The organism is Streptomyces aurantiogriseus, assembly GCF_014649375.1.
GTDB lineage: Bacteria > Actinomycetota > Actinomycetes > Streptomycetales > Streptomycetaceae > Streptomyces > Streptomyces aurantiogriseus.
On the sequence record NZ_BMSX01000010.1, the window covers coordinates 129,181 to 143,573 of the forward strand.

General features: G+C 70.1%; 9 protein-coding genes and 2 pseudogenes. 7 read left to right on the plus strand and 4 right to left on the minus strand.

What is annotated here, in order from left to right:
- The first annotated feature begins 81 nt into the window (after positions 1 to 81).
- A complete protein-coding gene (locus tag IE263_RS21880) occupies positions 82 to 3,231 on the plus strand; it encodes an FAD-binding and (Fe-S)-binding domain-containing protein (protein ID WP_189939215.1) in 3,150 nt (1,049 codons plus the stop codon).
- Positions 3,232 to 3,273: 42 nt separating this feature from the next.
- On the opposite strand, the pseudogene IE263_RS21885 reads toward IE263_RS21880, so the two are convergent.
- The 3 genes and pseudogenes from IE263_RS21885 to IE263_RS21895 all read right to left on the minus strand — a co-directional run.
- A pseudogene (locus IE263_RS21885) lies at positions 3,274 to 3,411 on the minus strand (IS5/IS1182 family transposase); the annotation flags it as partial.
- Positions 3,412 to 3,557: 146 nt separating this feature from the next.
- Positions 3,558 to 4,451, minus strand: a complete 894-nt coding sequence (locus IE263_RS21890) for an RNA polymerase sigma-70 factor (protein ID WP_189939217.1) — start codon at positions 4,449 to 4,451, stop codon at positions 3,558 to 3,560.
- Positions 4,448 to 5,542: an NAD(P)/FAD-dependent oxidoreductase gene (locus IE263_RS21895; RefSeq protein ID WP_189939219.1), complete on the minus strand. Its 1,095-nt coding sequence runs from the start codon at positions 5,540 to 5,542 to the stop codon at positions 4,448 to 4,450. Before IE263_RS21895 ends, IE263_RS21890 begins: the two co-directional genes overlap by 4 nt.
- A 102-nt stretch (positions 5,543 to 5,644) precedes the next feature.
- Here IE263_RS21895 and IE263_RS21900 point away from each other — a divergent pair.
- The 6 genes and pseudogenes from IE263_RS21900 to IE263_RS21925 all read left to right on the plus strand — a co-directional run.
- Positions 5,645 to 5,761, plus strand: a pseudogene (locus IE263_RS21900) (IS5/IS1182 family transposase); the annotation flags it as partial.
- A gap of 288 nt (positions 5,762 to 6,049) precedes the next feature.
- A complete protein-coding gene (locus tag IE263_RS21905; RefSeq protein ID WP_189939221.1) occupies positions 6,050 to 6,472 on the plus strand; it encodes a hypothetical protein in 423 nt (140 codons plus the stop codon).
- The gene (locus IE263_RS21910; RefSeq protein ID WP_189939223.1) at positions 6,462 to 7,118 is read left to right on the plus strand and encodes a hypothetical protein; all 657 of its coding nucleotides are present in this window, start codon (positions 6,462 to 6,464) and stop codon (positions 7,116 to 7,118) included. The genes IE263_RS21905 and IE263_RS21910 overlap by 11 nt, the downstream gene beginning before the upstream one ends.
- Positions 7,119 to 7,120: 2 nt before the next feature.
- A complete protein-coding gene (locus IE263_RS21915; RefSeq protein WP_189939226.1) occupies positions 7,121 to 11,896 on the plus strand; it encodes a putative T7SS-secreted protein in 4,776 nt (1,591 codons plus the stop codon).
- A gap of 32 nt (positions 11,897 to 11,928) precedes the next feature.
- Positions 11,929 to 12,366, plus strand: coding sequence for a PH domain-containing protein (locus IE263_RS21920; protein ID WP_189939228.1), 438 nt, complete (start codon positions 11,929 to 11,931; stop codon positions 12,364 to 12,366).
- Between the two features lie 77 nt (positions 12,367 to 12,443).
- Positions 12,444 to 12,794, plus strand: a complete 351-nt coding sequence (locus tag IE263_RS21925; RefSeq protein WP_189939230.1) for a hypothetical protein — start codon at positions 12,444 to 12,446, stop codon at positions 12,792 to 12,794.
- Between the two features lie 238 nt (positions 12,795 to 13,032).
- Here IE263_RS21925 and IE263_RS21930 read toward each other — a convergent pair whose 3' ends face one another.
- Complete coding sequence (locus IE263_RS21930) at positions 13,033 to 14,376, minus strand: class I SAM-dependent RNA methyltransferase (RefSeq protein WP_189939232.1); 1,344 nt, start codon at positions 14,374 to 14,376, stop codon at positions 13,033 to 13,035.
- Between the last annotated feature and the right edge of the window lie 17 nt (positions 14,377 to 14,393).

The window sequence follows — 14,393 nt, forward strand, 5'->3', positions numbered from 1 at the left end:
GGGATCGCCGCGGGGGTACCCGGCGCCTGTCGTGCCGGACGCACGTCACTGTTGCCTCGTCGGTATGCGAAGGAGAACCCCATGGGCGCGACAGGTCTGCCCGATCCTGTCATCCGGCCTGCCGCAGCCCCTCCGCTCGACCCGGCGGCGCTGGAGGCCGCGCTCCGCTCCCGTGTCGACGGTGAGGTGCGGTTCGACGCCGGGAGCAGGGCCGTGTACGCGACGGACGCCTCCAACTTCCGGCAGACGCCCATCGGCGTGGTCGTCCCGCGCAGCCCGGAGGCCGCCGTCGAGGCGGTGGCCGTGGCGCGTGAGCACGGAGCGCCCGTGCTGTCGCGGGGCGGCGGAACCAGTCTGGCCGGGCAGTGCACCAACACCGCGGTCGTCCTCGACTGGTCGAAGTACTGCACACGGGTCGAGTCCGTCGACACCGACGCCCGCACCTGCGTCGTCCAGCCCGGCATCGTGCTGGACGAGCTCAACCGGCAACTCGCGCCGACCGGCCTGCGCTTCGGACCCGAGCCGGCGACGCACATGAACTGCACGATCGGCGGCATGATCGGCAACAACTCCTGCGGCGCCACCGCCCAGGCGCACGGCAAGGTCGTCGACAACATCGCCCGCCTGGAGGTCCTGCTCTACGACGGCACCCGCTTCTGGTGCGGCGAGACCGGCGACGAGGAGTACGCCGAGATCGAGCGGCAGGGCGACCTGCGAGCCGCCGTCTTCCGCCGACTGCGCGCGCTGCGCGACACCTACGCCGACGAGATCCGCCGCCGATTCCCGAAGATCCCGCGCCGTGTCTCCGGCTACAACCTCGACTCCCTCCTCCCCGAACACGGCTTCGACGTCGCCGGCCTGCTGGTCGGCAGCGAGTCGACGCTGGTCACCGTCCTGCGCGCGGAGCTGGAACTGGTGCCCGTGGTGAAGGAACGCACCCTGGTGGTCCTGGGGTTCCCGGACATCACCCGGGCCGCGGACGCGGTGCCGACGGTCCTGCCGTACGAGCCGATCGCGCTGGAGGGGGTCGACACGCGGCTGATCCACGACGAGGAGATCAAGCGGCTCAACTCCCGGGCGATCGACGAACTCCCGGACGGGGACGCCTACTTGATGGTGCAGTTCGGCGCGGACACCGTCGAGGAGGCCGACGAGCGCGCGCACCGGATGCTGGACGCGCTCGACGAGAGCGAGCACGATCCCGAGGTCGCCTTCCTCGACGAGCCCGTCCACGAGGAGCAGTTGTGGCAGGTGCGTGAGGCCGGGCTGGGAGCCACCGCGCACATTCCGGGGCGCCCCGACACCTTCGAGGGCTGGGAGGACTCGGCGGTGCCGCCCGGGAAACTGGGCGACTACCTGCGCCGACTGCGCGCGCTCTTCGAGGAGTTCGGCTTTCTCAGCGACACCGGGCCCAGCCTGTACGGCCACTTCGGCCAGGGCTGCGTCCACACCCGTATCCCGTTCGACCTGTACACGGCGGACGGTGTGGCCGCCTACCGCCGCTTCATGGAGCGGGCCGCCGACCTCGTCGTGGAGTTCGGCGGCTCCCTCTCCGGTGAGCACGGTGACGGTCAGAGCCGGGGCGAGCTGCTGCCCCGTATGTTCGGGGAGGAGCTCGTCGAGGCCTTCGGGCGGCTCAAGGCCGTGTTCGACCCCGGGGACCGGATGAACCCGGGCAAGGTCGTGGCCCCGTACCGGCTCGACGAGAACCTGCGGCTCGGCGGCCACTGGGCGCCGTACGACCCGCAGGACCTGTACTTCCGTTTCCCGCACGACGGGGGGTCGTTCGCGGAGGCCGCCAACCGCTGTGTCGGGGTCGGCAAGTGCCGGCAGCAGAGCACCGAGGGCGGCGCGGTGATGTGCCCGTCGTACCAGGTCACACGGGAGGAGGAGCACTCCACGCGCGGGCGGGCCCGGCTGCTGTTCGAGATGCTCGACGGGCACGGCGACGGCGCGCTGCGCGACCGCTGGCGGTCAAAGGCGGTGCGGGACGCCCTCGACCTGTGCCTGGCCTGCAAGGGGTGCAAGCAGGACTGCCCGGCGGACGTCGACATGGCCACGTACAAGGCGGAGTTCCTGGCCCACCACTACCAGGGGCGGCCGTGGCGCAGGCCGCGCTCGGACTGGTCGACGGGGTGGCTGCCCGCCGTCGCGCAGGCAGTGGGCCGCAGCCGGCTGGCCCCGCTGATCAACACCCTCACGCACATTCCTCCGCTGACGAAGGCGGCCGTCGCCGTGGCGGGGATCGAGGACCGCGAGATCCCCCTGTTCGCGAACGAGACCCTCCAGCAGTGGTACGCCCGCCACGAGCCGTCCGGCGACGGCACCCGCGGCACGGTCCTCCTCTGGCCGGACACCTTCACCAACCACTTCCACCCGCACCTCGGGCAGGCCGCCGTCCGCGTCCTGGAGGCGGCGGGCTGGCGGGTGACGATGCCCGCCGAGCCCCTGTGCTGCGGCCTGACCTGGATCTCCACCGGTCAGCTCGCCACCGCCAAGCGTGTCCTGACCCGCACCGTCCGTCACCTCGCCGGCCACGTCCGCGCCGGTGGCCTGGTGGTCGGCCTGGAACCGAGCTGTGCGGCCGTCTTCCGCTCCGACGCCACCGACCTCTTCCCCGGCGACCACGACGTACGCCGACTGCGCCACCACACGGTGACCCTCGCCGAACTCCTCACCGAGCACAGCCCCGGCTACGAGCCCCCGCAGGTCCCGGCCCACGCCGCACACGCCCTCGCCCAGGTGCACTGCCACCAGCACGCGATCATGGGCTGGGATGCCGACCGCGACCTCCTGCGCCGCGCGGGCGTCGACGCCGAGCCCCTGGAGTCCGGCTGCTGCGGCCTGGCCGGCAACTTCGGCTTCACCCCCGGCCACCTCGACGTCAGCGAGGCCTGCGCGGAACGCGCCCTCCTGCCCCGCCTGCGCGCCACCGCCCCCGAAACCCCCGTCCTCGCCGACGGCTTCAGCTGCCGCACCCAGATCCACGAACTGGACAGCGGCGGCCACGAGGCGGTGCACCTGGCGGAACTCCTGGCGACGGGGCTGCCGGAGTCCGGTGCCGGAGCCGGCGCGGGGACCGGCGCGGGCTCGGCCTACGCGACCGCTCCGGGCGCCCGGCCTTCGCCTCCGCGCCGGTCCGCCCGGGCGCTGGCCGTGGCAGGGGCGGGGCTTGCCGCGGGGGGTGTGGCGGCTGCGGTCGCTACAGGGGTGCGGTGGAGGGGGCGGTGAGCAGGTGTCAGGCGCTCGGGCGACCGCCCTTGACCGCTGCCACACCACCGAGCGCTTCAGGCCCTGTTTGCCACGGTCCACCGGGGAGCGCCGGGCAGCCTCGCTGCCGCACGGGGCCTTGGTGATGCAGCCGTCCACGGACAGTTCGTCGAGCTCCAGGCCGATCATGCGGTCGTACGCCTACAGGGCGTAGAACTCCATGATCACCTGGGCTCGTGCCAGCCCTTACCTCCGGGGCCCCGCCGGCCACCAGCGCGCCTGGGGCAAGGCGTCACCGGTTGGGCCATGCCTTCAGGAGACGTCCCGTGCCCTCACGCAGCGGTGGCTCAGACCTCCACGGCCGTGAGCTTGTGGGGGTTGCGGACGCAGTACACGGCCGTCACGACGCCGTTGCGAACCTCGATGGAGGTCACCTGGTCGAGTACTCCGTCGATGAGAACGGCCACCGAGTGCATTCCGTTGTAGGTACCGAAGCGCAGGTCGAGTTCGCCCATCCGGACGCCCTTGGCGAACAGGCCGATCACCAACCGCGCGACCTTGTCGGGTCCATGCACGGGCCGGCGTACGGCATGCACCACGCCGCCTCCGTCGGCGAGGTACACCACGTCGGGCGCCAGCACGTCCATCAGCCCCTGGACGTCGCCCGTGGTTGCCGCGATCGAGAAGCGTGCGGTGACCGCGGCCGCCTCGGAAGGCGGTGCGACCGCCGTGTGCCGTTTTGCGTGCACCTGGTTGCGGGCGCGCTGGTTGAGTTGGCGCACGGCTTCCTCGGACTTACCGATCGCCGCGGCGATCTCCGGGTAGCTGAAGTCGAACACCTCGCGTAGCACGAACACGGCGCGCTGGTTCGGCGTCAGCGTCTCCAGCACCAGCAGCATCGCGGTGGTCACGGCTTCTCCGGTGAGCACATGGTCGATGCCGTCGGGCCCCCCGCCCTCGGCGGTATCAGTCGCCAACGGCTCCGGCAGCCAGGGCCCCACGTACTCCTCCCGTCGGCGGGCGGCGGACCGCAGTACACCGAGCGCCTGTCGGGTGACGATCTGCGCGAGGTACGCCCGGGGGTTTGCCACCGAGGTGAGGTCTACGGTGCGCCACCGAAGGTAGCTGTCCTGCACCACGTCTTCGGCGTCGACCACCGACCCCAGGATCTCGTAGGCGATCGAGAACAGCAGCGGGCGGTGAGCCGTGAACTCGTCCTCGGGGGTCGGCTGCTCAGTCACTTCGTCCCCGGTATCCAGGCGTAGTTGGCAGTGCGGGAGCCGTACTTCGCGTAGCGGGACACGCCCTCCTTGGCAACGGCCGCGGCGCGCCCGGCGATGTACAGCCGCCGCACCGTGTCGTCCCTGCGACTGGCCTGCACCAGTCCGTCCTTGCGCCCCAGGCTGAGGGCCTGTCCGGCGTACCCCATGGAGTACGGCTCGGGCTTGCGCCCCTTGACGATGCGGGCCAGGTTGTCGGCCGCATGCGCACCCTGCGGCGAGGCAGTCGCGCAGCACAACCGCGCGCCCGGAACCGCCGCGCAGTCCCCGACGGCGAAGATGCGCGCGTCGTTCACACTGCGCAGGAACTCATCCACGACCACACGCCCTTCACGGTTCACCTCCAGCCCGCTGCGGGCAGCCAGATCGGGAACGGCCTCCAGGATCGCCCACAGCGTGAGGTCTGAGACGAGTTCCGCGCCCGACCGCAGACGCACGACGCTGTCTCCCCGTCCTGACCCGACCACCACCTCCACGGCCATGTCCTCCACGACCTCCACCCCCAACCGATCCAGTCCGGCGCGCACCCGCTGCTGCGCCCGGGGGGAGAGGCTCGCCGCCATCGACGCCCCCACCAGTCGCAGGTGCAGATCGGGCCGTGCCCCGGCCAGCTCGGATGCCGTCTCGATGCCCGTCAGACCGCCACCGATCACGGTAACGGCACCCCCGGCAGAGAGCTCGGCCAGCCCGGTGCGAGCCTGCGCGGCACCCTCCCACGTCCCCACCGGGACCGTACCCGGCATGGGCACGACCGTGCTTCCGACGGCCAGGAACAGGTAGTCGAACCCGAGGCGCGCGCCGTCTTCGAGGGTGACGCAGCCGTCGCCGATCGTGTCGACGGTGCCGACACGCGAAGTGATCCCCGCGCGGAGCATCGAGGCGAGCGGGGTTGCCGCCTGGCCTGTCCCGGCGATCTGCTCGTGCAGCCGCACCCGCTCGACGAAGTCCAGGCGTGGGTTGATCACCGTAATCCCGGCGTCCGGCACCTTCTTCGCCAGGCGGTTCGCCGCGATCGTTCCCGCATAACCGGCGCCCACCACCACGACCCTCATGTCTGCCTCCCGTTGTGAAATCGGATCACACACGGGATGCCGCCCAACGCCCGCTTGTGACGCACTGGCGAAGTGACCTGTGTCACCACCGCTTGAATCTGAGTCGCCCGCTTCTACCTCTACCTGTCCGCCGCGATCGTCACGCTGCGTATGCTCATCCACCGCGCGACCCCGCGATACCGCTGGGACGGCCGCCCCACCACCAAGCGCCTGAAGTGACGCCTCCTGCCGGGCGCCCTGAGCCGCTTCCTCGTACCGTGCCGGATCCGGCGCTCCACGTTCGCGAAGGAGGAGGCGGCGGCCTGCGGTCCGGCTCGATGCCGAGTCGCGAACGCGCCCCTCGGTGGCATCGGACGGCTCGAACCCGCACCGCGAGGACGGGCCGCCCACGGCGGTCTCGTCCTGTGGACGACATGCGGGGCTTGGATGACCGCCAGGAGAACCACCGGCACCTGCACGCACGTCTGACCTACAGTGCCACCAGTCACCGAGGGCGAGGGAGGGGTCGTGGAGCGGGCAAGGACAGCGCTGGCCGAGCGGATCGCCGAGCAGAGAACGGGTGTTGGGGATCCTCGGGCGCTGGTCGGTGAGATGCGGCGTTCGGTCCTTCTGGTGCCGGTGGCTGACGGGGGTCTGTGGTCGGTGCGTTCGGGCGGGGTGCGGTGGGTCTGCGGGTTCACCGACGAGGCCGCGCTGGCCCGGTTCGCCCTGCATCACGGATCCGGTGACCGGCCGATGGATTACGCGGCGTTGTTGGGTGCGCGCATCGTCGACGAGATCGTGCCGTCCCTGAACGAGCCCGCCGGTCTCGCTGTCGATATCGCCACGGAGGACGGGTCGATGTTCTTCCCGCCGGCCGCCGGCATCGTTCCGGACGCGGTCGCGGTCGACGCCGGCCGGGCGGGAGAGGAGGGCGGTCATGGGCGGTGACGGGCAGGACCTGCGGCTGGGCAAGGCGGCCGTCGCGAAGTTCACGCAGGGCGTGGGTGCGACCATCGACCAGCTCGGTGAACTGGGCGGTGCCACGGGTTCGGTGATGGGCAAGGGGTTCTCGGAGCTGGCGGTGACGGGGATGGAGGCCGGGCATCACGGTCTCTCGGTCGATTTCGAGGACTTCTGTGAGCGCTGGGAGTGGGGGGTGCGTGCTTTGGTGAGCGATGCCAGTGCGATCGCGAATCTTCTGGGTCTGGCGGCGGGCACCCAGTGGGAGCACGACCAGTACGTGGCGGGCTCGCTGAAGGTGGGCGTCAACGCCCTGTTCGGCGGTAACCCGCACGCCAGTGAGGAGGAGATCGCCCGGCAGGACTGGGGCGATGTGTTCACGCCGGACGCGCTGGATCCGGACTGGAGTGCGGAGTCGTTCGACAAGGCCGGTCAGGACATCGAGCAGACCTGGAAGGACACCGGCCGCACGGTGCTCACCGAGGGTCAGGGCGGGCAGCGGTCGGAGGTGCTCAACGACGCGTTGGGTATCTCCGACGATGAGTGGAACCAGGCGCTGGACGACACCTTCGGGCCGTCGCCCGAGGAGCGCGCGCAGCAGGCGCAGCGGCAGGGTGAGTCCGGGGGGAACTGAGCGTGGGTATCGGCGACTTCATCAGTGACATCACGCCCGACTCGGTGGAGGACGCGGTCGAGGGCGGTGTCGAGTGGGTGGGCAACCGGGTCGAGGACGCGGGGAAGTGGACTGCCGACCGGCTGGACGACGTCGGCTGGGAGTCCGGTGCGGACTGGGTGCGTGAGCAGTCCCGTTCGGTCGCCAACCGGATGGGCGCCGAGGTCGACGAGATGGACCTCGGGCAGACCGAGGACAAGACCAAGCTGATCTACGGCAGTGTGGACAAGCTGCGCTCCACCGCCGAGAAGCTCCGCGCGTTCCAGACGGCGTTCGACAGCGCCGGTGAGGGCCTCAAGGGCCTGGACTCCTCCCAGCTCAAGGGTGAGACGGCCAAGGCGGTGCGGACGGCCGTGGGTACCCAGCCGCCGAAGTGGTTCACCGGTGCGGACGCCTGTGAGAAGGCGGCCGCCGCGCTGGAGGCGTTCGCCGGCACGGTCACTTGGGCGCAGGGTCAGGCGCAGACGGCGATCGACAAGTGGAAGGACGGGGTCAAGGCGTCCGAGGACGCCGCCGACGCCCACCGCAAGAAGGTCGACGACTTCAACAGCGCCGTCGACCGCTACAACGCCCAGCCCGCCGACCAGCGCGACCCCTCCACGCTGCCTCCCAAGCCCGCGGCGACCTTCGACGACCCGGGCAAGAAGCTGATGCAGGAGGCGCAGGACCTCCTCGCCGAGGCCCGCAAGCAGCGGAACACGGCCGCGGAGACCGCGCGCTCGGCGGTGCGCGCCGCCCGCGACACGGCCCCGCAGAAGCCGTCGTATGCCGAGCAGCTGGGCGACGGGATCCAGGAATTCCAGATCATGGGGGACCATGTCGGCGGTGGCCTGATCAAGGGCACGGCCGGCATCCTGAACTTCGTCCGCAGTGTCAATCCCCTGGACCCCTACAACATCACCCACCCGGCCGAGTACGCCACATCTCTGAACAGCCTGGCCGCGGGGCTGGTGGTCGCCGCGAACGACCCCGTCGGCACCGGCAAGCAGATGATCAGCGACTTCATGAAGGACCCGGCGGAGGGTTTCGGCCGGCTGCTGCCCGACCTCGCGCTGACCGTGGCCACCGGCGGAGGCGGCGCCGCGGTCAAAGGTGTGCGCATCGCCGGGGACGCCGCCGATGCCGCGCGGGCGCGCAACCTGCTCGACGACGCCCCCGACGGCACCCACAACCGACCGGACGGAGAGCGCACCACCGACGGCACGGACCCGGTGGACCTCGCCTCCGGCCGGATGTTCCTGCCCCAGACCGACCTCGCGGTTCCGGGCATCCTGCCGCTGGTGTTCACCCGCCGCACCGAGTCGGGCTGCACGGCCGGCCGCTTCCTTGGAGCGGCCTGGACCTCCACCGTCGACGAGCGGCTGGAGATCGACGCCATCGGCGTCATCCACGTCACCGCCGACGGCCTCCTGATCACCTATCCCCACCCGGTGCCCGGCGCGCCGACCACACCGGAATCGGGCAGGACCCGCACGCTTCTCGCCCGCGACACGGACGGCGACTACACGGTCACCGACCCCCACAGCGGCCTGACCCGCCACTTCACCGCCCCGCCCGGCACCGAACCGGGCGACGACGGCACGGCCTGGCTGTCGACCGTCACCGAACGCAACGGCCACACGATCACCGTCGACCGCACCGAGGACGGCCTGCCACTGGCCCTGACCCACTCGGCGGGCCACCAGGTGAAGCTGACCACCACCGACGGCCTGGTCACCGCCCTCTCCCTGGCCGACGCTGGCGAGGGCGGCGCGGACCTGTCCCTCATGGGCTACGGCTACGAGGACGGCAACCTCACCACGGTCACCAAGCCGTCGGGCGCCACCACCACCTTCGTCTACGACGACCGCCGCCGCGTCATCGCCTGGATCGACTCCAACGCAAGCCGGTACGACTACGTCTACGACGACCGCGACCGCGTCATCGCCGAGGGCGGCGAGGCCGGCCACATCCAGATCACCCTCACCTACACCGAACCCGACCCCGAGACCGGCCACCGCACCACCACCCTCACCACCGCCGACGGACACACCACCCGCCACCTCATCGACAACCACTGCCGGGTGATCGCCACCACCGACCCCCTCGGCCACACCACCCGCTCCACCTACGACACCCACGGCAACCTGCTGACCCGCACCGACCCGCTGGGCCGCACCACCGCCTACACCTACGACGAGAACGACCGCCTGGTCGCCGTGCTCCGCCCGGACAGCAGTCGACTCGTCATGAAGCCTGGCCCGTTCGGGAGGTACACGGACCTCCACGGCCCGGACGGCAGCCGCTGGCTCCAGAGCTTCGACGAGCGCGGCAACCGGGTAGCGGTCACCGATCCGGCCGGCCATACGACCCGGTACGCCTACGACGCTCGGGGATGCCTGACGTCGATCACCGACGCGCTGGGAGCCGTCACCACAGTCCGCTGCGACGCCATGGGCCAGCCCCTGCAGGTCATCGACCCGGCCGGCGGGACCACTCATCTTCAGCGCGACGCCCTCGGACATGCAAGACGCGTCACCGACCCCACAGGCGGCGTCACTTGTCTCCAGTGGGACGCAGACGGCAATGTGATCCGCCGGGAGGCCCCGAACGGCGCCACCGAGTCATGGACCTACGACGGCGAGGGCAACCGCCTCACCCACACCGACCCGGTCGGCGGGGTGACCCGGTTCGAGTACACCCACTTCGACCTCCTCGCCGCCCGCACCCAGCCGAACGGAGCCCGGTACGAATTCGGGTACGACGCCGCCCTGCGGCTCACCCAGGTCACCAACCCGCAGGGCGCACGCTGGACTTACGAGTACGACTCGGCCGGTCGCATGGTCTCGGAGACCGACTTCGACGGCCGAACCCTCAGCTACCGTCTCGACCCCGCCGGACAACTCGCCTCCCGAACCGACTCGCTCGGCCACATCATCTCCTTCGAGCGAGACCAACTCGGCCGGGTGATCCGGAAGGACGCCGACGGCCAGGTGACCACCTACAGCTACGACCGGGCCGGACGTCTTCTGCAGGCGTCCGGCCCGGACAGCGAACTCCTCTACATGTACGACCGCCGGGGACGGGTCAAGTCCGAGCTCGTCGACGGCCGCGCCATGAGTTACGCGTACAACGCCGTGGGCCGCCGCACCCGCCGCATCACTCCCACCGGTCACGTGACCACCTACACGTACGACGCCAGTGGCCGTCCCGAGCGCCTGACCACCGGAGGGTCCCCGGTCGTCTTCACCCATGATGTCGCGGGCCGTGAAACGGCTCGTGTCTTCGCAGACTTCGCCGCCCCCCTCACCGTCACCTCGGCCTGGGACGAGGCCGGGCGGCTCTCCGCCAGTCACCTGACCGCCGGCGACCGTACTCTCAACAGCCGTACCTACTCCTACCGCCCGGACGGCCACCTCAGCTCTGTCAGCGACCTCTTGTCGGGCACCCGCACCTTCGACCTGGACGCGGTCGGCCAAGTCACCGCCGTCCACGCACAGGGTTGGGCCGAGCGGTACGCCTACGACGCGAGCGGCAACCTGACCGAGGCGTCCTGGCCCGCTTCCCACCCCGGCAACGAAGCCACCGGACCGCGGACCTACGCCGGCACAGCGATCACCCGCGCCGGAGGCGTCCGCTTCGAACACGACGCCATCGGCCGCATCACCCTGCGGCAGAAGACCCGTCTGTCCCGCAAACCCGATACCTGGCGCTACGAATGGGACGCCGAGAACCGACTCACCTCTGTGATCACCCCGGACGGGACCCGCTGGCGCTACCGCTACGACCCCCTGGGCCGCCGCGTCGCCAAGCAGCGTCTGGCAGACGACGAGAGCGTGATGGAGGAGGTCCGGTTCGCCTGGGACGGCATGACCCTCTGCGAACAGACCGTTCACCACCCGGACCTCCCGAGCGCAGTCGCCCTCACCTGGGACCATCGGTCCGGCGTTCCACTCTCACAGACCGAGCGCATCATCACGGCGGACACCCGTCAGGACGAGGTGGACCGGCGCTTCTTCGCCATCGCCACCGACCTCGTCGGGACCCCTACCGAGTTGATCGGCCAGGACGGCGACATCGCCTGGCGCACCCGCGCCACCCTCTGGGGCACCACCGCCTGGAGCAGATCCAGCACGGCCTACACCCCGCTCCGCTTCCCCGGTCAGTACTACGACCCGGAAACCGGCCTGCACTACAACCTGTTCCGCCACTACGACCCTGAAACCGCGCGATACCTCACCCCCGACCCCCTCGGGCTCACTCCCGCGCCCAACCCCGCCACCTACGTCCACAACCCCCACACCTGGTCCGACCCCCTCGGACTCAGCCCGTATCCGCGTGGTGAGAAAGGCAACCCGTTCGAGAACCGCGCGGATGCGGAAAAAGCCGCGTTCGAGCTCGCCGGTGTTCGCTACGGCGAAGAGCCCATCGCGGAGTGGGTAGTCACCGGCGACAAGCAACTGAAGCACACGCCGGGTTATGTGTATTCACCCGACCCGGCACACTGGGGAAATTTCCGGCAATTCGAAACGGACAGTGGCTCGCGTGTGGTCGTCGAGCACACCCACGATCCGGCAGGTCCACACTTCCATGCCGGCAAACCGAAGATCGATGACACCCGGAACTTCGTCAACTTCGGCTGGGACAATGCAAGGGTGCAGCGACCCGACGGTAGCCTCGGCTATCCGGAGTCCATGGAGAGATATGCCAAGATAAACAAATCGGGTGGCGACCATCACCTGTTCTACGAAGGCGGCTGAATGCCGTGGGGACCGATGAAAGGTCAGGGATCATGAAGGACCGGCAGGCACCGGAGTGGCTGGACACCCTTGGGCGCTGTGGACTTGAGGTGAAGGGGGAGGCGGCACCTGACGGCCCACCCGTGAACGCCGCCATCTATGCGGTCAGCGGATTCGAGGTGGAACCGGTCGTCGCGATCCCCGCCTCCACCGCCCACGCCGCCGACAAACTGGACGAGGCGTGGCATCACCATGCTTCACAAGCTTCGCTCTACGGGGAGAACGGAGAGTTCCTCATCCTCCCGCCCACACCCGGCGGGAGCGAGGTCGGCTGGGTGCGCGTGAAGGACCCGGTCGGCAAGAGCCTCCCGTCACGTATCTCCGGGGTGACGGGTTCACCCGAGTTCGTCGCCGTTTCGGTTGACGGCCGCCACCTGTGTGCCGCCTCGGTCGAAGAATCCGACTACTGGGTGGTAGTGCACGAATTCTGAGGTCCGATGAGCGTCACGAGCATCATCCACGGCAGCCTGGACCACTGGCCGCCGCACAGTGGAAAGTGAAGGCGGACGTGTACCGGGAGTTCCTCACCCCCGACGACGAAGAGGTCTACGAGTCCATCGGCGAATGGCCGGATTCTGACGAGAGTGGCGCACGCGTTCTCACCCTGCACGACGATTCCGGACAATCGCTCATTTTTGCCTACGATGCGCTGCCAAGGTCAGTGAGGATCCACTGGGTGAACGATCAGGGAATCGAGATACTGGATTTCTTCCGCGAAAGCGCAACACGCCTTTCCTTCACCTCAGGGCAGTCAACCAAGCACATTTCCGTCGAATTCAGCACGGTCGAGTGCACGGGGACCATGGAGATTCAGGTGACGCCCCACCTGTCGGTACGCGACCGCCTCCTGTTCCCATAAGGAAGCGCTCACCCGCCCCGCAGTGGGCAACACGCCTTGGCGACCGCGGGCAAGCCGGCCGGTGCCATCGCGCATGAAGCGGGGGAGAGCGATCTGACTCATGCCGCCACCCCGCTCCTGAGTAAGGCGCCCAAGAGCGTGGTGCACGAATTCTGAGGCCCGATGAGCCTCACGAGCGTCATTTCAACGCCAGGACATCGCCCTGACGCACATCGTGCACACCTATCAAAGTCGCAGGTCAGCGACCTTTTTCGGTGGGTTCGAGGATGGCCACGCACTCCACGTGATGCGTCATCGGAAACAGATCGAACGCCCGCAACGTCCGCACCCGGTACCCCCCGTCCCGGAAGTACCCCAGGTCCCGCGCCAACGCCGCCGGATCGCATGCCACGTACGCGATCCTCCGCGCTCCCAGCGAGGTCAGGTGCTCCACCGTCTTCCGCCCGGCCCCCGCGCGCGGCGGGTCCAGGACGATGAGGTCGACCTCGGTGATGCCGGTGCGCGGCAGCACGCTCTCGACCTTGCCCTGTTCGATGCGTACGCGGTCGAAGCCCGCGAGGTTGTGCCGGGCGTCCTCGACGGCGCGCTTGCCGGACTCGATGCCGAGCACCGCGCCCTTCTCGCCGAGCCGGTCGGCCAGCGCGCCCGCGAAGAGGCCGACCCCGCAGTACAGGTCGAGCGCCGTCTCGCCCTTGCGGGGCAGCAGGCCCTGCATCACCGCGGTCACCAGGGTGTCCGCGGCCTTCGGGTGGACCTGCCAGAAGCCGCCGCTGCCGACGCGGTACGTACGGCCGTCCGCGCGCTCGCGGACGAAGGGGCGGCCGTGGACACGGTGCACGCCCCCGTCCTTCTCCCCCACCCGCATCACGGAGACCGGCCGGTCCAGCTCGACGATCGGCAGCCGCGCGCCCGGCCGGGGAGTGAGGATCACCTGGCGGTCCTGCGAACCCGTCGCCGCGATCGCCTCGACCGAGGCCATACCGCTCCAGTCCCGCTTCTCGACGCCCAGTTCGCTGACGCCCTCCACGGCGATCATGCAGTGGTCGATCGGCTCGACCTCGTGGGAGCGGTGCCGGCGCAGGCCGGCCCGGCCCGTCTCGGCGTCCACCGCGTACTGCACGCGCGTCCGCCACTGCGGCACCTGGCCCGCCGGCAGCTTGTCGCCCTCGGCGGGCATCACCGTGCCGTCCCAGCCGGCCTCCTCGGGCGTGAGGCCCGCGAGCCGCTGGAGCTGCTCGGCGATCACCTCGCCCTTCATCCGGCGCTGGGCGCCCGGCTTGGCATGCTGCCAGTCGCAGCCGCCGCAGCGGCCGGGGCCGGAGAACGGGCAGGGCGCCTCGACCCGGTCCTTGGAGGCCGAGAGGATCTCCACCGCGTCCGCGCGCAGGAACCGCGCGCCCTCCTCGCCCTCGGTCACCCGGGCCACGGCCCGCTCGCCGGGCAGCGCGTGCCGGACGAACAGCACCTGGCCCGAGTCCGTACGGGCGATGCAGTGGCCGCCGTGGGCGACGGGGCCGACCTCGACCTCGTACTCCTCGCCCACCAGCGACCCCACCTGCGACTTCTTCGGTTCTGCCTGCATGGCGGGGTGACTCCACA

Coding starts and splice junctions, on each gene's coding strand:
- IE263_RS21880 (WP_189939215.1), top strand. CDS start 82: ATGGGCGCGACAGGTCTGCCCGATCCTGTCATCCGGCCTGCCGCAGCC.
- IE263_RS21895 (WP_189939219.1), bottom strand. CDS start 5,542: ATGAGGGTCGTGGTGGTGGGCGCCGGTTATGCGGGAACGATCGCGGCG.
- IE263_RS21910 (WP_189939223.1), top strand. CDS start 6,462: ATGGGCGGTGACGGGCAGGACCTGCGGCTGGGCAAGGCGGCCGTCGCG.
- IE263_RS21920 (WP_189939228.1), top strand. CDS start 11,929: ATGAAGGACCGGCAGGCACCGGAGTGGCTGGACACCCTTGGGCGCTGT.
- IE263_RS21930 (WP_189939232.1), bottom strand. CDS start 14,376: ATGCAGGCAGAACCGAAGAAGTCGCAGGTGGGGTCGCTGGTGGGCGAG.